This window comes from Bradyrhizobium sp. Ash2021 (assembly GCF_031202265.1).
GTDB lineage: Bacteria > Pseudomonadota > Alphaproteobacteria > Rhizobiales > Xanthobacteraceae > Bradyrhizobium.
The window spans coordinates 3,638,738-3,659,234 of sequence record NZ_CP100604.1 but is presented as its reverse complement, the minus strand read 5'-3'; the positions used below and the strand labels follow the sequence as shown (position 1 = coordinate 3,659,234).

Here is a 20,497-nt window from a genome sequence, read left to right as displayed (position 1 = left end):
TTTTCACACCGCCAGGATCGTTCGAACGGAGCCCGTATCGCCACCGCTAACGTTGCAATCCCGGCCGACAGCAAAAATGCCGTCCGACGATCGGGCGGCATTTTCGATTGGCTCGCGTTCAAATCGTTTACAGGAGGCCCGCGCCGCGCGCCCATTTGTATTTGGCGCCCAGCACCTCGACCGGCAGTTCGGTCGAATAGGCATAGGACGGGATGCCGTTCTGGTAGAGATATTCGGCGGCCTCCTCGACCTCGACGTCGCCGGCGAGCGAGGCGACCATCGGCTTCACAAAGCCCTTGGCCTCCATCTCCTTCTTCACCTCGACCATGTTGCGGGCGAACACCATCGGCGGCGTGACGATGGTGTGCCAGTAACCGAGGATCAGCGCGTGGATGCGGTCGTCCGACAGGCCGAGCTTGACGGTGTTGACGTAGGTGATCGGCGGCTCGCCGCCGGTGATGTCGACGGGATTGCCGGCGGCGCCGAACGGCGGGATGAATTTCCGGAACGCCGCATCGAGATCCGGCGGCATCGCCATCAGCGACATCCCGTTATCGACCACCGAGTCGGACAACAGCACGCCGGAGCCGCCCGCGCCGGTGATGATCAGGATGTTCTCACCCTTCGGCGTCGGCAGCACCGGCACGCCGCGCGCGAATTCGAGCAACTGCCTCAAGCTGCGGGCGCGGATCACACCGGACTGCTTGAACACGTCCTCGTAGATCTTGTCGTTACCGGCAAGCGCGCCGGTATGCGAGCTTGCTGCCTTGGCGCCGGCCGAGGTGCGGCCGGCCTTGAGCACGATCACCGGCTTCTTCTTCGAAACCCGTTTTGCCGCTTCCGCAAAGGCGCGGCCGTCCTTCAGGTCTTCGCAGTGCTGGGCGATCAGATTGGTGTTCGGATCCTGCTCGAAGAAGGCGAGCAGATCGTCCTCGTCGATATCGGACTTGTTGCCGAGGCCGACGATCGCGGATACGCCCATCTTGGCCGAGCGCGAGAAGCCGATGATCGCCATGCCGATGCCGCCGGACTGCGACGACAATGCCGCGTGGCCCTTGACGTCGTAGGCCGTGCAGAACGTGGCGCAGAGATTGGCCGGCGTATAATAGAAGCCGTAGATGTTCGGCCCCATCAGGCGGACATTGTACTTCTGGCCGATTTCGACGATCTCGGCCTGCAGTTCGGGCGCGCCCGCTTCGGCAAAGCCCGACGGAATCAGAACCGCGCCGGGGATCTTCTTCTCACCGCATTCGACCAGCGCGCCGGCGACGAATTTTGCCGGGATAGCGAACACCGCGGTGTCGATCACACCGGGCACATCCTTGACGCTCTTGTAGGCCTTGTAGCCGAGAATCTCTGATGCCTTCGGGTGGATCGGATAGATCTCGCCCTTGTAGCCGCCATTGATCAGGTTCTTCATCACCGAGTTGCCGATCTTGCCGTCTTCGGCAGAGGCGCCGATCACGGCGACTGCCTTCGGCTGCATGATCCGGCTCATCGCCGTGACGATTTCCTCGTTCGAGCGCGGCGCCGGACGGGGCTTGTAGTCGAAGTCGACGACGATGCGGACGTCGGCGGCGATCGCATCCTTCTTGGTGGCGAATACCGGGTTGAGATCGAGTTCGACGATTTCGGGGAAGTCGCTGACGAACTGCGACACCTTGACGATGACGTCGGCCAGCGCCTCGCGGCTGACCGGATCGCCGCCGCGCACGCCCTTGAGCATGTCATGGGCCTGGATGCCGTCGAGCATTGACAGCGCGTCATCCCTGGTCGCGGGCGCGAGGCGGAAAGTGATGTCCTTCAGCACCTCGACCAGCACGCCGCCGAGGCCGAAGGCGACGAGCTTGCCGAACGAGCCGTCGGTGATCGAGCCGACGATGACCTCGGTGCCGCCGGCCAGCATCTGCTGGACCTGGATGCCCTCGATCTTGGCATCGGCTTTATACTTCCTGGCATTCGCCAGAATGGTCTCATAACTCTTTTCGGCATCGGCCGCGGTCTTGACGCCGACCACCACGCCGCCGGCTTCGGTCTTGTGCAGGATGTCCGGCGAGACGATCTTCATCACTACCGGGAAGCCGATGTCGGCCGCGAGCTTCGCGGCTTCGCTGGCAGATTTGGCCACGCCCTCTTTCGGGACCGGGATGCCGTAGGCATCGCACACCAGTTTGCCTTCCGGCGCCGTCAGGCTGGTGCGTTTATCCGCCTTGACCGCATCGAGCACTTTGCGGACGGCATGTTTTGGCATCGGCGCCACAGGTTCGACGATCTTGCGGGCCGCATCTGCAGAATTTGACATTGGCTTCCTCCTGGGGCTAATTTGATGGCATTTGGTATGCCAGCGAAGAGATTGTCAAGACCGACGAACCTGTGGAAACGCTGAAAACACGGGCAACTTGACAATCTGGCATTTGGTATGCCAAAAATCTTGCGGTATTCTTCTGCTACAAGACGTCTCCCAATGGATGGAGACGAATCGTGCCCGCACGTAAACAACCCAAGGCGTTGCCTGCTATGGCTGAGGCAGATATCGCGATCGTTCGGATTGCGCCTGAGACGAGCTTCAAGAACAAGGCCTATGAGGCCTTGAAGGAAGCCATTCTCAAGATGGATATCTATGCGACGCCCGAGCAGGTGATGCTCGATGAGCGCGCGCTGTCCGAGCGCCTCGGCGTCAGCCGCACGCCGATACGCGAAGCGATCGCGATGCTGGAGCAGGACGGCTTCGTCAAAACCGTGCCGCGCCGCGGCATCGTCGTGGTTCGCCGGACCAAGACCGAGATTGTCGACATGATCCGCGCCTGGGCGGCGCTGGAGAGCATGGCGGCACGGCTTATCACGACCACGGCGCGCAAGAAGGACATCACGGCGCTGCGCGACTTCTTCAAGGATTTCAACAAAGACCGTCTGCCCCAGGACCATATCGAGGAATATTCCAAGGCCAATATCGCCTTCCATCAGGCGCTGATCTCGCTTTCGGAATCACCGGTGCTGGTCGACATGACCAACGACATCCTGCTGCATGTGCGTGGCTATCGGCAGCTGACGATCGGGCGGAAGGATCGCACCGCGACCTCGCTGCCCGAACATATGGGTATCATCGAAGCGCTCGAAGCGCGCGACACCGAGCTTGCCGAGAAGCGTGCCCGCGATCACACGCTGGGGCTCGCCGCCTACGTCGAGGCGCACGGCCAAGAGCTGTTTACTTAACAAGAGCTGTTTACTTAAGTTTACGCAAGCGACCAACTTCACACAGAAGACGACGCACTCGTCCACGCCGAGAAATGACCAGGGAGAAAGTGGAATGTCCGTAACCGCAGCCAAGAGCATTGATGCAACTGAAGCCGAGCGCGAGCTGACCGACGGCTTTAACCTGATGATCGATGCGCTGAAGCTCAACGGCCTCACCACGATCTACGGGGTGCCGGGTATTCCGATCACGGATTTCGGCCGCATGGCGCAGGCCGCGGGCATCCGGGTCATTTCGTTCCGCCATGAGCAGAACGCCGGCAACGCGGCGTCGATCGCGGGCTTCCTGACCAAAAAGCCCGGCGTTTGTCTGACGGTTTCGGCGCCGGGTTTTCTGAACGGCCTCACCGCGCTCGCCCACGCCACCACCAACTGCTTTCCGATGATCCTGATCTCGGGCTCCTCCGAGCGCGAGATCGTCGACCTGCAGCAGGGCGACTATGAAGAGATGGACCAGCTCGCGATCGCCAAGCCGCTGTGCAAGGCGGCGTTCCGCGTGCTGCATGCCGCCGACATCGGCATTGGCCTCGCCCGCGCGATCCGCGCCGCGGTCTCGGGCCGCCCGGGCGGCGTCTATCTCGATTTGCCGGCAAAACTGTTCGGCCAGGTGATGGATGCCGAGGCCGGCAAGAAGTCGCTGGTCAAGGTGATCGACGCCGCGCCGGCGCAGATACCCGCGCCCTCGGCGGTCAAGCGCGCGCTCGACGTCCTCAGGAACGCAAAACGCCCGCTGATCATCCTCGGCAAGGGCGCGGCCTACGCCCAGGCCGACGACGCGATCAAGAGCCTGGTCGAGAAGAGCGGCATTCCGTTCCTCCCCATGAGCATGGCCAAGGGATTGTTGTCCGACACCCATCCGCAATGCGCCGGCGCGGCGCGCTCGACGGTGCTGAAGGACTCCGACGTCGTGATGCTGATCGGCGCGCGCCTCAACTGGCTGTTGTCGCACGGCAAGGGCAAGACCTGGGGCGATCAGCCGAAGAAGTTCATCCAGATCGACATCGAGCCGAAGGAGATGGACTCCAATGTCGAGATCGTCGCCCCCGTGGTCGGCGACATCGGCTCCTGCGTCACGGCGCTGCTCGAGGGCATGGGCGCCAACTGGGCGGCGGCGCCGTCCGACTGGACCGGCGCGGTCGCCAAAAAGCGCGAAGAGAACGTCGCCAAGATGGCGCCGCGGCTGATGAACAACAACTCGCCGATGGACTACCACGGCGCGCTCGGCGTGCTCCGGACCATCATCAAGGAACGGCCGGACGCCATCCTCGTCAACGAGGGCGCCAACACGCTCGACCTCGCCCGCGGCGTCATCGACATGTACCAGCCGCGCAAGCGGCTCGACGTCGGCACCTGGGGCGTGATGGGCATCGGCATGGGCTATGCCATCGCGGCCGCCATCGAGACCGGCAAGCCGGTGCTCGCGGTCGAAGGCGACTCGGCGTTCGGCTTCTCCGGCATGGAGGTCGAGACGATCTGCCGCTACAAGCTGCCGGTCTGCATCGTGATCTTCAACAATGACGGCATCTACCGCGGCACCGACGTCAATTCGGCCGGCGCCGACCCCGCGCCCACCGTGTTCGTCAAGGGCTCGCGCTACGACAGGATGATGGAAGCGTTCGGCGGCGTCGGCGTCAATGTGACCTCGCCGGATGAACTGAAGCGCGCCGTCAACGAGGCGATGGATTCCGGCAAGCCGACCCTGATCAACGCGGTGATCGATCCCGCCGCCGGCTCCGAAAGCGGCCGCATCGGCAACCTCAATCCGCAAAGCATCTTGAAGAAGAAGTGAACAGACCTTCAACCCCCAATACGCCCTGCGGATGCGTGGGCGAGAGTACGGAGCAAAGACGATGACAAAGGCGCTCGAGGGCGTTCGCATTCTCGATTTCACCCACGTCCAGTCGGGACCGACCTGCACGCAATTGCTGGCCTGGTTCGGCGCCGACGTGATCAAGGTCGAGCGCCCCGGCGTCGGCGACATCACGCGCGGCCAGCTGCAGGACATTCCCAATGTCGACAGCCTGTATTTCACCATGCTCAACCACAACAAGCGCTCGATCACCCTCGACACCAAGAACCCGAAGGGCAAGGAAGTCCTCACCGCCCTGATCAAGAGCTGCGACGTGCTGGTGGAGAATTTCGGCCCCGGCGTGCTCGACCGCATGGGTTTCCCCTGGGAGAAGATCCAGAGCATCAACCCGAAGATGATCGTGGCCTCGATCAAGGGTTTTGGCCCCGGCCCGTATGAAGACTGCAAGGTCTACGAGAACGTCGCGCAGTGCACCGGCGGCGCCGCCTCCACCACCGGCTTCCGCGACGGGCTGCCGCTCGTCACCGGCGCGCAGATCGGCGACAGCGGCACCGGCCTGCATCTGGCGCTCGGCATCGTCACCGCGCTCTATCAGCGCACCGTCACCGGCCGCGGCCAGAAGGTCACCGCCGCGATGCAGGACGGGGTCTTGAACCTTGCCCGCGTCAAGTTGCGCGACCAGCAGCGCCTCGCCCATGGTCCGCTGAAGGAATACAGCCAGTTCGGCGAAGGCATTCCGTTCGGCGACGCGGTGCCGCGCGCCGGCAACGATTCCGGCGGCGGTCAGCCCGGCCGCATCCTCAAGTGCAAGGGCTGGGAGACCGATCCCAACGCCTACATCTATTTCATCACGCAAGCGCCGGTCTGGGAGAAGATCTGCGACGTGATCGGCGAACCCGGCTGGAAGACCCATCCGGATTACGCCAAGCCGCCGGCCCGGCTGTCGCGATTGAACGAAATCTTCGCGCGGATCGAACAGTGGACGATGACGAAGACCAAATTCGAGGCGATGGATATCCTCAACAAGGACGACATCCCCTGCGGGCCGATCCTGTCGATGAAGGAGATCATCGAGGACCAGTCGCTGCGAGCCACCGGCACCGTGGTCGAGGTCGATCATCCGACCCGCGGCAAGTACTTTTCGGTCGGCAATCCGATCAAGATGTCGGACAGCCCGAGCGAGGTGACCCGTTCGCCGCTGCTCGGCGAGCACACCGACGAAATCCTGCGCCAGGTGCTCGGCTTCACCGACCATCAGGTCGCCGAGATCCACAATTCCGGCGCCCTCGATCCGCCGCGGAAGCAGGCGGCTGAATAAGCAACGCCCTCCGAACAACACGAAAGGCCGCCGGTTTCGGCGGCCTTTTTTGTTGGGGCGGGATCAAGTCAGACATCGGCAGTTTCATCGACCAGCATAACGCGGCACCCGAGCCGTTCAAACCGGCGTTCAACATGCTGGCCAGCATCGAGCGCTTCTCGATCCGAAGCACGCCGCCAGACCTCACACATGCGGTGATGCGAATTTCTGTTTCAAATCACTAGCGCGGCACATCACAGGGTGCTCCGTCAAATCGGACGCGAGCGGCATGGATATCGGAATAACGACGGTCGGCCCAATCGATGAGGCTCGCCATCGGGTCCAGCAGGGATTGGCCTAGCGGGGAAAGGCAATATTCAACGCTCGGCGGCTTGGTCGGAAAGACATGGCGGGTGATAAGTCCGTCGCGCTCCAGGTCGCGCAGCGTCTGGGTGAGCATGCGCTTGGAGATGTCGCGGATGGCTCGGTGAAGCTCGCTGAAGCGCTGCGGTCGCATCGCGAGATTCACGATCATGAGCATGCTCCATTTGTCGCCAATGCGGTCGAGCACGTCTCGCACCGGGCAATGTACGGGTTCCACTGACTGTGCGTCGTCCGATTGATATCGGCTGAATCGCTCGATCGCGCTCAATGCGTCGCTCATGCGGGTCCCCTTTTTCTCTCCTGGTTACAAAAAACTGCCTCCTTACGGTGCAGGTCAAAGGTCTCTATGTGAGACCTACCCTAGAATATAGACCATTCAGCACCGGGAGAATACGCATGTTTCTAGTCACTGGAGTTACAGGAAAAGTCGGCGGCGCAACGGCCAGACATCTGTTGGCGCAAGGTAAGAAGGTACGCGCGCTGGTTCGCGACCGCGCGAAGGCGGCAAGCTGGGCGGATCAGGGCGTGGAACTGGTGGACGGGGACTGGAACGACACGGCAGCGATCGAGCGGGCGCTCGACGGCGTAGACGGCGCCTTCGTCATGCTGCCGGCCGTCTGGGCCCCCTCGCCGGATTTCAAGGAAGCCAACGGCGTCATCGCGAACTATGTCGAGGTGCTGACCAAGGCCGCGCCGCCGCGTGTGGTCGCGCTCTCGTCGATGGGGGCGAACCGGACCAGCGGGCTGGGAATGATCACCGCCCTGTCGCTGCTGGAGCAAGGCTTTCGCGACTTGGCGTCGCCGGTCGCTGTCGTGCGCGCCGGCGGATTCTTCGAGAACTTCCTTTACGGCCTACACGTCGCCCAGGGCGGCACGCTCCCAGTTTACTACAATCCGACCAGCCGGAAATCGACGATGGTCGCGACGAACGACATCGGTGCCGAGGTGGCGATGCTGCTGACCGGGCCAGCGTGGTCGGGGCATCGCGTCATCGAACTTGGTTCGATGGTCAGCGCGGATGAAGTCGCAGCGCAACTGGGCGATGTCATGCGGCGCGAAGTCAAGGCCTTCGCTGTCCCGCGGGCCGAGTGGCCGGCAGCGTTCGAGCAGTTCGGCATCCCGAAGGGCCAAACCGGACCGGCTGAAGCGATGTTCGAGGCGGTCAACGCGGGGTGGATGGACCTCGGCGTCGCGGGCACGGAGCATGTCGCCGGCACAACGCTTCCCCGCGATGTCTTCGCGGCGGCCCAGAAGGCCGCCACGGCGTAGGTCCGCGGATCAGCGATGAGATGCGACTTTCGGACCTGCTCCGGAAATTCGCATCTCCTTCGGAATGAATGCGTCGCGGCCGCCGTCTCTTGGCGCCGCCACACACACACAGGTCCTCCGCGGCGCCCTCATCAGAAAAGGATAGACAAATGTCAAAGATTTCCTGGCGCCAGGTCTCGGCCTTGGCGCTTGCAGCTTTCTTCGTCGTGGGATCGCTCAGCAACATCTTCGCCCCCGGGTCTATCTACGAGGAATATCTGCGGTGGGGATACCCGCACTGGTTCCATTTCGTGACCGGATCGCTGGAACTCACGACCGCCGTACTGCTGGCGCAGGCACGGACGCGGCTGTGGGGCTCGGCGCTCGGCTACACCGTGATGTTGGCGGCGCTCGCGACCGTCACCCTCCACGGCGAATACGCGCACGGGGTGCCGCCGCTTATCGTGGCGACACTATCAATAGTCGTCGGCTGGATCGACTGGCGGAAGCGGCTCCCCAGCTCGGCGTGACTGACGCCACTGGGCCATCGGGCTTCCGCCAGCCCTTTTTTTCGCGATGGCTTTACCAGCCAAGCGGAATGGCCGAATTGCGCGAAATCCAATAGCGGAGTCAGGAAAGCGGGTTGCGTGAGCGATGCCCTCCGAAGGTGGAGGCCGCACGTTCGAATCGTGGCGGGTGCGCCATCTCCTCATTGCCAAGGTTGGGGTGAGGGTTCAAATCCCTTCGCCGCTCCAAATTTTCTAAAGAAGTCAGGTGGCTGGCTTGGCCCCTCGGGGCCGAGCGACTGCTTACACTATTTCGCGTCTGAGAATGTAAGCACTATGTAAGCAACCCGGCGAACGCATGGTGCGGTTTGAGCGTGTCCAGGTGTGCGTCAGGATGGCCACGCCAACCTTCGAGCGTTTGCGTACACGGCCTTCGCTGCGCTGCTTACGTGGGCGGATCGCTTCGGCTCGCCCCCCTGCACCGTGGCCGTCCATTCGCTACCACTGTGGTCACCAGCTTTGGGGTCACCCTTCGGGAAGCGTGGGAGAGCTACTGCGATAGCCATATGCGCCGTAAGGGACGTAGTGAGGGGACAATCACCAACTACCGCGACCATAGCGAGCGGCTTCTCGGCGACTGGATTGACGGGGAACAGGTTTGCCGGGCCAAAGTCAGTGTTCGTCAGAGTATTTCTTTACCCAACCGGCAAATGTCAGTAGCTGCGGATATTCTTGCCGCACCTGGGCAATGTCCGCTTTGAAGCCCTTTTCGCGAATCCAGGTGAACATGTCCAAGAACTCCTTCGGCATCGCCCTCTTGGCCAAAAAGGCGGGAATCGGCGCCACCCAAGGCTTGCGCCCGGTGACGGTCTTGAAGGTCCTGATTATTTCGCCAATGCTCAACTCGTCCCCCGCGAGCGGGATAACGCGTCCGGCGTAGCGCTCCGGATCTTCGAGCGCGCGCGCGGCAAACCAACCGATGTCGTAGGTCGCCACGAATTGGACGGGGAGTGAAACTCCAAAGTTCGCTCTGAATATTCCGAGGAACATTCCGCGCTGCATCGCTGGGACGCCAAACGCATCCATGAAACCGACCGGACGCAGGATCGTGGCCGCGAGTCCTAGATCACGAATATGCTGCTCAATCGCCCATTTGCTCTCGTAGTGGCCAAGGCCGCTTTTCCGCTCGACCCCCTCCGCCGATGAGTAGACGAGATGAGGGCTGCCCGATGCCTTTACCGCATCGGCAAACCGCTTCCCGTGTAGCTCCTCCGCCGCGGTTCCACCCTTTTCCGTCCATTGCTGCACCGAATACGCAGCGGAGACGCCTGCCAACGCCGTCCTAAGCGAAGCCACGTCGTCGAAGTCACCCTTGACGAGCTCCACGCCACGCGCGGCCAGGCTCTTGGCCTTCGGCGAGTCCAAGTTCCGCGTCAGGACCCTCACGCGAACTTTTTTCGCCACCAACAAATGAGTGACGGTCGCACCGCCCTGACTGCCGGTTCCACCAGTAACCAGCACCACGTTTTCATTAGACATAGATTTCATACCTTCTTGAATGGACTGAGGAAAGCGTGTCGGAACACGGCAAGAGATCTCCGATCAGAAGACGGAAGACAGTGGCCGGCCAGGCGCCTACCGATACGAATCTCCACTTGTCGCCACGAGCGACATGCCCACCTGGTCTGGCCTTACGACAGGGCCGCTCGCCAACAATTCCGATTGAAATTTCTTGAACGATGGAAGGCCGGTGATGACTGCAGACGGATCGTCTTGAGAGGTCACCAGGTGAAGAAAGGTTTGCCCGTCCTCTTCAAGGAATACCCGATAGGAAAGGCCACGCACCGAAGCCGCCGTCAGCGCTGCGATGAAATCATCAAGGTTTAGCCTGTTCTGCGCAACGTACTCCGGCTTCACCGTGTATCGATGGCGTGTGATTCTCATTTGGTTGGCGACTTGCCCGAACGCCCCATGCCGACCAAGTCTGGAGCAAGACACCGCCCAATGTCGCTGACGTGCGGAATGATGTTCCGCCAAAGGTACGAGGACGTCGGATTGCCGTGCAGGAAAACGATGGGATCGCCTTCGCCCACGTCTACATAGCTCATCTCGGTGTCGAGGACGGCGACACGCTTTCTTGGATGTGGATCGGAGGCTGTCATGTTTGACTCCCGTCAAGAGGTTTTGGCCGTTGAAACTGTGGATTGAGAGTCTTGCTGAGACCGCGAGCGCTCACCAAGCGCTGCGCTTCCACTCCGAAGCGGCCTGTGTTGCGAAAGCCTCGGAGCTACAAGGCGCACGCCCCAGTAGCTGCGTCAGCGCAAAGCAACGTCACGGATGCGAGTACATATTGACAAGATTTCCGTCCGGATCGCGAAAGACGATAGCGCGGGCGCCCCAAGGCATGACCTTCGGTGGCATCACCCAATCGCTCACGCTTTCCTGCAACCGTTCGTATTCAGCATCGACGTTGTCGACTTCGAAATCGAGGATCACAGAACGATTGGCCCCCGCTTCGGTGACGTCTTCGCCGTATGCTCGGGTCGACGTTAGCTCCACTATGGCTAATCCTTTGCAAGCCTCATTTTGGAATTGGACGTAGCTACTGTTAAGGACCTCGGCCTTGGATTGGCTGACGTTTTCGTAGAATCGCGTCAGCTTCGCCACATCGGTGGTAATCAGTCGGGTTTGCTTGAGAGTCATGGTAACGTCACCTTTAATGCCGTGCATTATGTTGAAGCTACGCTACAGTATCGTATCTAGCCATGAGGAGTCAAGGAGTGTCTACAAAGTCCCGCAGCGAGGGGGAGCCAGCCAAAGGACCGGGGCCGCTACGGCGCTCCAAGGAAGCCGTGAAGGTGGCGAGCTTGGCCGCCGCCTACGAATTGCTGACAGAGTTCGGACTGAGCGGTGTCAGCGTCGACGAAGTGTCACGGCGATCGGGCGTCGCCAAAACCACGATCTACCGGCACTGGCCATCGCGCACAGCCCTGCTGTTCGATGCCGTCATGCAATTTGCCCCTCGGCTTCAGACGCCCAACACCGGCAGTCTTCGGAACGACCTGACCGCATTGGCACTGGGCTTGGCTCAACGCTTGCAGACAGGCCGGTGGTCGTCCGCGATGCCCTCGATCATTGACGCCGCCGAGCGCGACAAGGAGGTCGCTGAGTTTCAGTCGCGCACTCATGCTGGTATGATGTCGGGGTTCAGCGCGATTGCTGCGCGGGCGCAAGCGCGCGGCGAGTGGGGCCCGAATTTCGATGTATCCGAACTCACGGCGGCGATCGCCGGGCCGCTCTTTTATCGCCGGTGGTTTTCGCGGCAAGAGCTCGATGACGCTTTTGTCCGTGGCGTCGTCGAAAGGGCCCTTGGCTGGGATTCCAGCGGCCACGGCTAGATCCAGCTTGAACCTCGGCTTGTGGTTGGCCGCAAGACGAGCCCTGGAGAGGTATGCCGAGGGCATCCAGCAGACCTTTTTGACTCCTTTAGCGTAGCTACCGTATTGTTTCCTTTTTGCCGTGCCGGCCCTTAGAGATACCGCTGGGGGAGCGGTTGGCGACGGTCCAAACGCAAAGGGACCACGGGTTCCCCACAGACTGTCCAAGGGACGGCTGACGGTCGGCTGGATCGCCTGGCGGAAGCGGTCCCCCAGTTCGCGTGACTGACGCCACGAGGGCCGCCGGGCTTCCGGGGGCCCTTTTCGTCGTCTGGGATGCCAATTCCCCGATCTATGCTGCATTGCACGCGCCAAATTGCTGCTATGCAAACAAAGGCGTTGTTCTTGGCATCTGGTATACCTAGATTGTCCTGAGATCACGGGGCGGCTGACGGCTGCCCACCAGGAAAGGGGACACAATGTCCAAGACTGCTTCGATTACGCTCCGGCCCTCCAGCACCCTGTTCGGCCGCCTGTTGGCCACCATCGACCGGTTGTTGATGAAGAGCGCCGAAATCGCGAACCGAAACGGCGACCTTCCCCGCATCGGCCTCTGAGCGCCGCGCGCCCGGCGGTCTCTCGATCGCTGCTTTCGTTTCGGGACCCGATCCGAAATCCTACTTTTGTCGAATGGCCTCGATTTTCGAGGCCATTTTTCTTGCGTTGGAGTACTCTCCTACCGCGGCGGTGCAGGCAGCTTATGCGGCATTTGCGCACGTTTGCGCTCGCGTCGCTTGTAGCTTGGCATGTCGAATAGCCAAAATGGCCGCCGGGTAGCGCTCAACAAAATCAGAAGCGCATCGGGAGGGAGCTATGACGGAGATGGTTCACGCAACGGGCCCCTCAGCCGCCCGTGTCAGCGACACCTATCGCTGGACGCAACTCGTGATCGGCGTCGCCGCGATGGTGATGATCGCAAACTACCAATATGGCTGGACGTTCTTCGTCCCCGACATCCAGAAAAAATTCGGCTGGGACCGCGCGTCGATCCAGTGGGCCTTCACGCTGTTCGTGCTGTTCGAAACCTGGCTGGTGCCGGTCGAAGGCTGGTTCGTCGACAAATACGGTCCGCGCCTTGTCGTCCTCATCGCCGGCATCCTCTGCGCGCTCGGGTGGGCGATCAACGCGCAGGCGACCACGCTCAACGGCTACTATCTCGGCATGATCGTCGCGGGCATCGGCGCCGGCGCCGTCTACGGCACCTGCGTCGGCAATGCGCTGAAATGGTTTCCCGACAAGCGCGGCCTCGCCGCCGGCATCACGGCAGCAGGCTTCGGCGCGGGCTCGGCGCTGACGGTCGCGCCGATCCAGGCGATGATCAAGGATTCCGGATTCCAGAACACCTTCCTCTATTTCGGCCTCGGACAAGGCATCATCATCGTGATCCTCGCCTTCTTCCTGTTCGCGCCGAAAGCGGGACAGGTTCCGGCGGCCATCTCGACCGGCACCGTGATCCAGTCGCGCCGCAACTATGCGCCGACCGAAGTGATCCGTGAGCCGATCTTCTGGCTGATGTACTTCATGTTCGTGCTCGTCGGCGCCGGCGGATTGATGGTGACGGCCAATCTCAAACCGATCGCGGTCGACTGGAAGGTCGACAACATTTCCGTCACGCTGGTCGGGTTGACGATGACGACGGTGACGTTCGCCGCGACCATCGATCGAATCCTCAATGGCCTGACGCGGCCGTTCTTCGGCTGGATCTCCGACATGATCGGCCGCGAGAACACGATGTTCATCGCCTTTGGCATCGAAGGCGTCGGCATCTGGGCACTGTACATGCTCGGCCACGATCCGGTCTGGTTCGTGATCCTGTCGGGCCTGGTGTTCTTTGCCTGGGGCGAAATCTATTCGCTGTTCCCCTCGACCTGCACCGACACCTTCGGCGCGAAATTCGCCACCACCAATGCGGGCCTGCTCTATACCGCCAAGGGCACCGCGGCGCTGCTGGTGCCGATGGCGAACTACATGCAGCAGGCGTCGGGGCATTGGGACACCGTGTTCGTCATCGCCGCCGGCGCCAACATTCTGGCATCACTGCTTGCGCTCGCCGTGCTGAAGCCCTGGCGCAGGACGGTTGTCGCCAAAGCGAGCGCGTAAGCGCCAACACCATCGCGGTCTGAACGAAGCGCTCGGCCCTCGGGTCGGGCGCTTTTTCCTTTGTCCGGCATCCCTGAAGCTGTGCCGAACCGGCCCGGCCGGGCGGTGGAACTTCTCCCGCGATTATGCTGTCCCGCAATTATGCCGCACCACAGCCTAAGGATGGGCTTGCATTCTGGGATATAGTATACCAACATCGGTCTGACGCTTGCGACACTAGGTCACACAAAAGAGCGCGCTTGGGGAGGACTTGATGGTTTCCAGCAGTACCACCACAGCTTCAGCACCGTCGTCCAGCAGCTTCCGCTGGCTTCAGCTTGTCATGGGCATCGTCTGCATGGCGATGATCGCTAACCTGCAATACGGGTGGACGCTGTTCGTCGATCCGATCGATGCGAAAAATCACTGGGGCCGCGCGGCGATCCAGCTCGCGTTCACGATCTTCGTGGTGACGGAGACCTGGCTGGTCCCGATCGAAGCCTGGTTCGTCGATAAATACGGTCCGAGCCTGGTTGTGATGTTCGGCGGCGTGATGATCGCGCTGGCCTGGGTGCTGAATTCCTACGCGGATTCGCTGACGCTGCTTTACGCTGCCGCTGTTCTCGGCGGCATCGGCGCCGGCGCAGTCTACGGCACCTGCGTCGGCAACGCGCTCAAATGGTTTCCGGACCGCCGCGGCCTTGCTGCGGGAGCCACCGCCGCCGGTTTCGGCGCAGGCGCTGCGATCACCGTGGTGCCGATCGCGAGCATGATCGCCACCAGCGGCTACCAAAGCGCGTTTCTCACTTTCGGCATCGGACAGGGCCTGATCGTTTTCCTTCTCGCCTTCTTCATTCGTCCGCCATTGGTGGCGATGCCCGCGAAAAAGAAGCAGCTCCATTTGCCGCAGACCAAGATCGACTTCACGCCGCCGCAAGTGCTGCGCAGCCCGATCTTCTGGGTCATGTATGTGGTGTTCGTGATGGTCGCGGCCGGCGGCCTGATGACGGCGGCGCAAATTGCGCCGATCGCGCATGACTACAAGATCGCCAACACGCCCGTCAGCCTCGCCGGTTTCCAGATGGCGGCGTTGACCTTCGCGATCTCGCTCGACCGCATCTTCGACGGTTTTGGCCGCCCGTTCTTTGGCTGGGTGTCCGATACCATCGGCCGCGAGCACACGATGTTCATCGCGTTCGGAACGGCCGCGATCATGCTGCTGACGCTCTCGGCCTACGGCCACAATCCGATCGTGTTCGTGCTGGCGACCGCCGTTTACTTCGGCGTGTTCGGCGAAATCTACAGCCTGTTTCCGGCAACCTCCGGCGATACGTTCGGCGTGAAGTACGCCACCACCAACAACGGCATGCTGTACACCGCAAAAGGAACCGCCTCGCTGCTGGTTCCGCTCGCGAGCGTTGTCGCCGCCAGCTACGGCTGGCAGGCGGTGTTCGTGATCGCGGTTGCGCTCAACGCCACCGCGGCCTTGATGGCCCTGTTCGTGATCAAGCCGATGCGGCGTGCGTTCATCCTGGGCAACGAAGCCGCCGCCGAGGAAGCGGCCGCGCGCAAGGTCAAAGCCGCCTGACAGCCATCCAGTCGCGGACAAAGAGGCGCACTCCGGTGCGCCTCTTTTTTTGCCTGCCGCCGCAGGAATACAAAATACAACGAAACGTTTTCGCCCCTGCAGCACCCAAAAATAAATGCGTCCCCGGCGGTCAGAATGTCAGCATCGCTGCCGTAAAATAACTGCTTCTTGAACGGGATCAGCGAACGACGCGGTATTGACAATTGGCATTATGTATACCAGTATTTGCACAAATTCACGTCAGAGGAGGTTGCCATGCAAGTCGGAGACGTCCTGCGCAAGAAATCTGGCCGTGTTGCAACGATCAGAATGAACGAGACGGTCGCGATCGCCTGCCAATTGATGCGCTCCGGTAATATCAGCGCGCTCGTGGTCAAGGACGTCGTGCGCACCGAGTGCAATACCGCGGTCGGCATGTTCACCGAGCGCGACGTGGTGCGCGCGATCGCCGAGCACGGCGCGGCCGGCGTCAACCTGAAAGTGTCGCAGCTGATTTCGGTGCAGCAACTGGTGTCCTGCAGTTCGTCCGACTCGCTCGAACACGTTCGGCGCCTGATGAACCTGCACCACATCCGGCATCTGCCGGTGATCGACAATTACAGCCTGATCGGCGTCATCAGCATCCGCGACATTTCGACCGCGTTCGACGAGGAAGCCAACGCCACGCTGGCCATTTCGGCCTGACATTTGTTCGGAGCCTGAACACCGGCGCGCCGGCCTGAGACACGTCCAGCGCCGGCGCGGGCTCATACGACGGAATTGTCCGCCCGGCGGAAACAAAAGCCCCCGCTTTTGCATGATTGCGATGCCCTGACCTCTACCGCCCCCCGTGGACATTTGCGGGAGGTGACGGCATCCTGCCCCTCGAAATCTGCAAAAAAGAGCATGCGCGCGATATTCCGCGCCGGGGAAACACAGGGCAGACCATGATCAAGACGCGATTTACCGAACTCGTCGGCGTAGAGCACCCGATCGTGCAGGGCGGGATGCAATGGGTCGGGCGCGCCGAACTGGTTGCGGCCGTCGCCAACGCCGGCGCGCTCGGCTTCATCACCGCGCTGACGCAGCCGACCCCGGAAGACCTCACCAAGGAGATCGCGCGCTGCCGCGGCCTGACCGACAAGCCGTTCGGCGTCAACCTCACCATTCTGCCCTCGATCAAGCCGCCGCCTTACGCCGAATACCGTCAGGCCATCATCGAGAGCGGCATCAAGGTGGTCGAGACCGCCGGCAACAAGCCGCAGGAGCACGTCACCGAATTCAAGAAGCACGGCATCAAGGTCGTGCACAAATGCACCAGCGTCCGCCACGCATTGTCGGCCGAGCGCATGGGCGTCGATGCGATTTCGATCGACGGCTTTGAATGCGCCGGCCATCCCGGCGAGGACGACACCCCCGGCCTGATCCTGATCCCGGTTGCCGCCGACAAGGTGAAGATCCCGATGATCGCCTCCGGCGGTTTCGGCGATGGCCGCGGTCTGGTCGCCGCATTGGCGCTCGGCGCCGAGGGCATCAACATGGGCACCCGCTTCATGTGCACCAAAGAGAGCCCGATCCATCAGCTGGTCAAGGAGCGCATCGTCGCCAATGACGAGCGCGAGACCGAATTGATCTTCCGCACCATGCGCAACACCTCGCGCGTCGCCAGGAACGCGATCTCGACCAAGGTGGTCGCGATGGAGAAGGAAGGCGCGAAATTCGAGGATGTCCGCGAGCTCGTGGCCGGCGCGCGCGGCAAGATGGTCTACGCCACCGGCGACGCCGATGAGGGCATCTGGTCGGCCGGCCAGGTGCAGGGATTGATCCACGACATCCCGACCTGCGCCGAACTGATATCGCGCATCATGCGCGACGCCGAAGCCATCATCCAAAGCCGCCTCGAAGGCATGATGTCCGGCGCGCGACAGCAGGCGGCGGAATAAGCGGCCGCTCGCTTCTCCCTCGCCCCGCTCTTGCGGGGAGAGGGTTGGGGTGAGGGGCTGCCTCCGCCAAGATGCTCTATCGATAGACCTGTACCCCCTCACCCGGATTGCATCTGCGATGCAATCCGACCTCTCCCCGCAAGCGGGGCGAGGTAAACCGAATCCGCTTTGCGATTTACCCAAAACCCCTTTCGCTCCAACCAGCCGAGAATGATCCCATGAAAGCCTATGTCTACGGCGCCAACGGCGCTGAAATCACCGACGTCGCCAAGCCGTCGCCGAAGGGCACCCAGGTGCTGGTCAAGGTTCACGCCTGTGGCCTCAACCGCGCCGACCTCGGCATGACCAAGGGTCATGTGCATGGCGCCGCCGGCGGCGTTGGCACCGTGCTCGGCATGGAATGGGCCGGCGAAGTCGCCGAACTCGGGCCCGACGCGAAAGGCGTAAAAGTCGGCGACAAGATCATGGGCTCCGGCGGCGCCGCGTTCGCCGAATATACGCTGGCCGACCACGGCCGCTTGTTCCGCGCGCCTTCCAACATGAACTTCGACGAGGCGGCCACCCTCCCCGTCGCGCTCGCGACCATGCACAATGCGGTCGTCACCAACGGCGCGCTGCAGCCGGGCCAGACCGTCCTGATCCAGGGCGCCAGCTCCGGCGTCGGGCTGATGGCGATGCAGATCGCGAAATTCAAGGGCGCCAGGATGGTGATCGGCTCCTCGACGGATGCGATGCGCCGCGGACGCCTGAAGGAATTCGGCGCCGACCTGGCGGTGGATTCCAGCGATCCCGGCTGGGTCGATGAGGTGCTGAAGGCCACGGGCGGCGAAGGCGTCGACCTGATCGTCGATCAGGTGTCCGGCAAGGTCGCCAACCAGAATCTCAAGGCCACCAAAATCAAGGGCCGCATCGTCAATGTCGGCCGGCTCGGCGGCACGCATGCCGATTTCAACTTCGACCTGCACGCCGCGCGCCGCATCCACTATATCGGCGTCACCTTCCGCACCCGCTCGATCGAGGAAATCCGCGAGATCTTTGACGAGGTGCGCAAGGACATCTGGCCGGCGGTGGAGCAGCGCAAGCTGCAATTGCCGATCGACAAGGTGTATCCGTTTGCCGAGATCGGCCGTGCGTTCGAGCATATGGAAGCGAACAGGCATCTCGGGAAGATCGTGGTGACGATGTAGGGCATGGCCCGCAGAGGGACGCCTTGGTGAAGAAGCTCGGTAACCTTTCGGCTCTGGACATGGCGTAGAGCTCTCGGCATGGAGCCAAAGACCGCGCGTCCGCCGAGGCGCTCCAATTGCCCCTGAGAAACCCGCCAAGGTTTCCTGCGCTTTCGAGCAACATCCGCCGCCAAATTGGCCCCGACCTGTCGTAAGTCCGGGTTCTCACACCAAGGAAAGCATCAACTAATTCGCGACGATTGCAAAGCCCTCACCCGAGCGGCTTTCGCGCGCGCTCAGGTTGCGTTATCTTTCCGCTTTATCATTGATTTGACGGGTCAAAGCTTATGACGGTTCCAGCCGCTCCAACGTCCACAGCGATTGCGCTGCCCAATTCCACAGCCCTGACCGGGAAAATGTTAGACGATCTTACCAAAGTGCTGGGAGTGGCGCGCTCTACTTTGCCCAGCGATCAGCAGATCGCTCACGCATGGACGAATCTCCCTCGCCTCCTCGAAAAAATACCGCATCAACACCGCAATGAGACGGTGGTCCGAATGTGCGTGGCTGTTTCAGCCGGCCTATTCGACAGCGCGATTAATTACGCATGGAATGCCGCGGTGGTTGAACTTCGCGAAAAAGTTCGACGGTTTGGTCTCGCGGTGATCCATCATGTTACCGGAAGCACCTTCGACGAAGCTGCGTTGTTGGATCTCAAAGACGCCGAACTTCTATCTCTCTGCCTCAAATTGAATTTGATTTCAGAGGATGGCTTCTTTTTTCTAGATCAGTGTCGAGACACACGAAATAACTTTTCAGCTGCGCACCCGTCGATGGGTAACCTAGACGAAGATGAATTCCTCGTTTTCCTGAGCAGGTGTTCAAGACACGCGCTGACCGCCGAACACAATCCGCGCGGCGTTGACCTACATGCGTTCCTCGCCGCAATAAAAGCATCCGGCTTTACAAAAGAACAACTTCAGACGTGGATTCAGCGCCTGCAACAGACTTTCGAAGCGCAGCGTGACGCATTGTTTGGTACGCTTCACGGGATTTATTGCGATCCAGCATCGGGAGAGCAGACCCGTCTGAACGCTTTAAATGTATTCGAGCCATTCAAGGCGTCGCTCTCCCCCAAAGCCCAGTCTGATCTTGTTGATCGACATCAAGAATACAAAGCCAAGGGAGACAATCAGAGAAGCAAGGCATCGTCACAGTTTTTTGAAAATCTCGGTCTTTTGAGTTTACTGGGAGAGACTGAACTACACGCGATATTCACGAACGCGAGCCAAAACCTCCTCGCCGTGCACAACGAGATGAATAATTTTTATAACGAGCCACCGTTCGCTCGGAGGTTATCAGAAATAATGGTCGGCAGCGCAGTCCCCGCTAGCGCCCAGTATGCCGTTGTAGAAGCTATAGTTACGTGCGCGGTTGGTAATCCATATGGAGTTTCGAACGCCGCGGTCCCATGGTACGAAAAAATGATCCGATCGTTCTCGCCGAACGAGGTAGCGATCATGCTCAATTTTGGATCGCTGCCAAACACGATTATCAATCAGCGGATGAAAAGCTATTCTGCCTGCCGAAATCGTTTTGCCAAATTGGTGACGCTGATCAATCCGGGAAGCGTTCCAACGCTGTCTCAAACTCAATATAATTTTTGGGTTGCCGAGTCCAAAAAGTGATGCAGGGGCTTTAAGCCTGCCCATAGCTGACAACTCCGATCCATTTTATTGCGGTGACAGTGCACAAAATCGCTGGATAAGTTAAATGCGCTGTCACTTCTGAACGCGACAAAGAGGCGA

The 20,497-nt window shown here is 61.1% G+C and carries 18 protein-coding genes and 1 pseudogene; 13 read left to right on the top strand and 6 right to left on the bottom strand.

The genetic code is table 11. From position 1 onward, the window contains the following. Nucleotides 1–127: 127 nt before the first annotated feature. Entirely contained in the window at nucleotides 128–2,251 is a 2,124-nt protein-coding gene (locus NL528_RS17275) for an acetate--CoA ligase family protein (protein ID WP_309184937.1), read from the bottom strand. 266 nt (nucleotides 2,252–2,517) lie between these two features. Between NL528_RS17275 and NL528_RS17270 the strand changes: the two genes are divergently transcribed. From NL528_RS17270 to frc, 3 genes are all read left to right on the top strand, one after another. Further along, nucleotides 2,518–3,213: a GntR family transcriptional regulator gene (locus NL528_RS17270; RefSeq protein WP_309184936.1), complete on the top strand. Its 696-nt coding sequence runs from the start codon at nucleotides 2,518–2,520 to the stop codon at nucleotides 3,211–3,213. Between the two features lie 94 nt (nucleotides 3,214–3,307). Then, nucleotides 3,308–5,041: an oxalyl-CoA decarboxylase gene (gene oxc, locus NL528_RS17265; RefSeq protein WP_309183889.1), complete on the top strand. Its 1,734-nt coding sequence runs from the start codon at nucleotides 3,308–3,310 to the stop codon at nucleotides 5,039–5,041. Between the two features lie 61 nt (nucleotides 5,042–5,102). Then, nucleotides 5,103–6,380, top strand: coding sequence for a formyl-CoA transferase (gene frc, locus NL528_RS17260; RefSeq protein WP_309183888.1), 1,278 nt, complete (start codon nucleotides 5,103–5,105; stop codon nucleotides 6,378–6,380). A 220-nt stretch (nucleotides 6,381–6,600) separates the two neighbouring features. Here frc and NL528_RS17255 read toward each other — a convergent pair whose 3' ends face one another. Next, nucleotides 6,601–7,023: a helix-turn-helix domain-containing protein gene (locus NL528_RS17255; protein WP_309183887.1), complete on the bottom strand. Its 423-nt coding sequence runs from the start codon at nucleotides 7,021–7,023 to the stop codon at nucleotides 6,601–6,603. 116 nt (nucleotides 7,024–7,139) lie between these two features. Between NL528_RS17255 and NL528_RS17250 the strand changes: the two genes are divergently transcribed. Beyond that, nucleotides 7,140–8,012 (top strand): NmrA family NAD(P)-binding protein, encoded by an 873-nt coding sequence (locus NL528_RS17250; RefSeq protein WP_309183886.1) that lies wholly within the window; start codon nucleotides 7,140–7,142, stop codon nucleotides 8,010–8,012. Between the two features lie 149 nt (nucleotides 8,013–8,161). Continuing rightward, nucleotides 8,162–8,521: a DoxX family protein gene (locus NL528_RS17245; RefSeq protein WP_309183884.1), complete on the top strand. Its 360-nt coding sequence runs from the start codon at nucleotides 8,162–8,164 to the stop codon at nucleotides 8,519–8,521. A gap of 648 nt (nucleotides 8,522–9,169) precedes the next feature. Here NL528_RS17245 and NL528_RS17240 read toward each other — a convergent pair. The 4 genes and pseudogenes from NL528_RS17240 to NL528_RS17225 form a co-directional block, all read right to left on the bottom strand. Further along, on the bottom strand, nucleotides 9,170–10,036 hold the full coding sequence (locus tag NL528_RS17240) for an NmrA/HSCARG family protein (protein WP_309183882.1): 867 nt from the start codon (nucleotides 10,034–10,036) through the stop codon (nucleotides 9,170–9,172). Nucleotides 10,037–10,132: 96 nt separating this feature from the next. Continuing rightward, a complete protein-coding gene (locus tag NL528_RS17235; protein WP_309183881.1) occupies nucleotides 10,133–10,414 on the bottom strand; it encodes a hypothetical protein in 282 nt (93 codons plus the stop codon). A 38-nt stretch (nucleotides 10,415–10,452) separates the two neighbouring features. Next, nucleotides 10,453–10,605, bottom strand: a pseudogene (locus NL528_RS17230) (alpha/beta fold hydrolase); the annotation flags it as partial. A 223-nt stretch (nucleotides 10,606–10,828) separates the two neighbouring features. Further along, nucleotides 10,829–11,200 carry a VOC family protein gene (locus NL528_RS17225; RefSeq protein ID WP_309183880.1) on the bottom strand — a complete coding sequence of 124 codons (372 nt, stop codon included), beginning with the start codon at nucleotides 11,198–11,200 and terminating at the stop codon, nucleotides 10,829–10,831. A 77-nt stretch (nucleotides 11,201–11,277) separates the two neighbouring features. On the opposite strand from NL528_RS17225, the gene NL528_RS17220 reads away from it, so the two are divergent. The 8 genes from NL528_RS17220 (at nucleotide 11,278) to NL528_RS17185 (ending at nucleotide 20,377) form a co-directional block, all read left to right on the top strand. Next, on the top strand, nucleotides 11,278–11,895 hold the full coding sequence (locus NL528_RS17220) for a TetR/AcrR family transcriptional regulator (protein WP_309183879.1): 618 nt from the start codon (nucleotides 11,278–11,280) through the stop codon (nucleotides 11,893–11,895). Nucleotides 11,896–12,353: 458 nt separating this feature from the next. Beyond that, a complete protein-coding gene (locus tag NL528_RS17215) occupies nucleotides 12,354–12,491 on the top strand; it encodes a hypothetical protein (RefSeq protein WP_171986097.1) in 138 nt (45 codons plus the stop codon). Between the two features lie 256 nt (nucleotides 12,492–12,747). Beyond that, nucleotides 12,748–14,034, top strand: a complete 1,287-nt coding sequence (gene oxlT / locus NL528_RS17210; RefSeq protein WP_309183876.1) for an oxalate/formate MFS antiporter — start codon at nucleotides 12,748–12,750, stop codon at nucleotides 14,032–14,034. 253 nt (nucleotides 14,035–14,287) lie between these two features. Continuing rightward, nucleotides 14,288–15,601: an oxalate/formate MFS antiporter gene (gene oxlT / locus NL528_RS17205; protein ID WP_309183875.1), complete on the top strand. Its 1,314-nt coding sequence runs from the start codon at nucleotides 14,288–14,290 to the stop codon at nucleotides 15,599–15,601. Nucleotides 15,602–15,856: 255 nt separating this feature from the next. Further along, nucleotides 15,857–16,285, top strand: a complete 429-nt coding sequence (locus NL528_RS17200) for a CBS domain-containing protein (protein ID WP_309183874.1) — start codon at nucleotides 15,857–15,859, stop codon at nucleotides 16,283–16,285. A gap of 242 nt (nucleotides 16,286–16,527) precedes the next feature. Continuing rightward, the gene (locus NL528_RS17195) at nucleotides 16,528–17,523 is read left to right on the top strand and encodes a nitronate monooxygenase family protein (protein WP_309183873.1); all 996 of its coding nucleotides are present in this window, start codon (nucleotides 16,528–16,530) and stop codon (nucleotides 17,521–17,523) included. Nucleotides 17,524–17,741: 218 nt separating this feature from the next. After that, the gene (locus NL528_RS17190; protein ID WP_309183872.1) at nucleotides 17,742–18,710 is read left to right on the top strand and encodes a zinc-binding dehydrogenase; all 969 of its coding nucleotides are present in this window, start codon (nucleotides 17,742–17,744) and stop codon (nucleotides 18,708–18,710) included. A gap of 326 nt (nucleotides 18,711–19,036) precedes the next feature. After that, nucleotides 19,037–20,377, top strand: a complete 1,341-nt coding sequence (locus tag NL528_RS17185) for a hypothetical protein (RefSeq protein ID WP_309183871.1) — start codon at nucleotides 19,037–19,039, stop codon at nucleotides 20,375–20,377. The last annotated feature ends 120 nt before the right edge of the window (nucleotides 20,378–20,497 follow it).

What these genes read in the sequence shown, in the direction of transcription:
- NL528_RS17250 (WP_309183886.1), top strand. Translation starts at nt 7,140, where the DNA reads ATGTTTCTAGTCACTGGAGTTACAGGAAAAGTCGGCGGCGCAACGGCC.
- NL528_RS17200 (WP_309183874.1), top strand. Translation starts at nt 15,857, where the DNA reads ATGCAAGTCGGAGACGTCCTGCGCAAGAAATCTGGCCGTGTTGCAACG.
- NL528_RS17190 (WP_309183872.1), top strand. Translation starts at nt 17,742, where the DNA reads ATGAAAGCCTATGTCTACGGCGCCAACGGCGCTGAAATCACCGACGTC.
- NL528_RS17255 (WP_309183887.1), bottom strand. Translation starts at nt 7,023, where the DNA reads ATGAGCGACGCATTGAGCGCGATCGAGCGATTCAGCCGATATCAATCG.
- NL528_RS17215 (WP_171986097.1), top strand. Translation starts at nt 12,354, where the DNA reads ATGTCCAAGACTGCTTCGATTACGCTCCGGCCCTCCAGCACCCTGTTC.
- NL528_RS17185 (WP_309183871.1), top strand. Translation starts at nt 19,037, where the DNA reads ATGACGGTTCCAGCCGCTCCAACGTCCACAGCGATTGCGCTGCCCAAT.
- oxc (WP_309183889.1), top strand. Translation starts at nt 3,308, where the DNA reads ATGTCCGTAACCGCAGCCAAGAGCATTGATGCAACTGAAGCCGAGCGC.
- NL528_RS17225 (WP_309183880.1), bottom strand. Translation starts at nt 11,200, where the DNA reads ATGACTCTCAAGCAAACCCGACTGATTACCACCGATGTGGCGAAGCTG.
- frc (WP_309183888.1), top strand. Translation starts at nt 5,103, where the DNA reads ATGACAAAGGCGCTCGAGGGCGTTCGCATTCTCGATTTCACCCACGTC.
- NL528_RS17275 (WP_309184937.1), bottom strand. Translation starts at nt 2,251, where the DNA reads ATGCCAAAACATGCCGTCCGCAAAGTGCTCGATGCGGTCAAGGCGGAT.
- oxlT (WP_309183875.1), top strand. Translation starts at nt 14,288, where the DNA reads ATGGTTTCCAGCAGTACCACCACAGCTTCAGCACCGTCGTCCAGCAGC.
- oxlT (WP_309183876.1), top strand. Translation starts at nt 12,748, where the DNA reads ATGACGGAGATGGTTCACGCAACGGGCCCCTCAGCCGCCCGTGTCAGC.
- NL528_RS17195 (WP_309183873.1), top strand. Translation starts at nt 16,528, where the DNA reads ATGATCAAGACGCGATTTACCGAACTCGTCGGCGTAGAGCACCCGATC.
- NL528_RS17245 (WP_309183884.1), top strand. Translation starts at nt 8,162, where the DNA reads ATGTCAAAGATTTCCTGGCGCCAGGTCTCGGCCTTGGCGCTTGCAGCT.
- NL528_RS17240 (WP_309183882.1), bottom strand. Translation starts at nt 10,036, where the DNA reads ATGTCTAATGAAAACGTGGTGCTGGTTACTGGTGGAACCGGCAGTCAG.
- NL528_RS17270 (WP_309184936.1), top strand. Translation starts at nt 2,518, where the DNA reads ATGGCTGAGGCAGATATCGCGATCGTTCGGATTGCGCCTGAGACGAGC.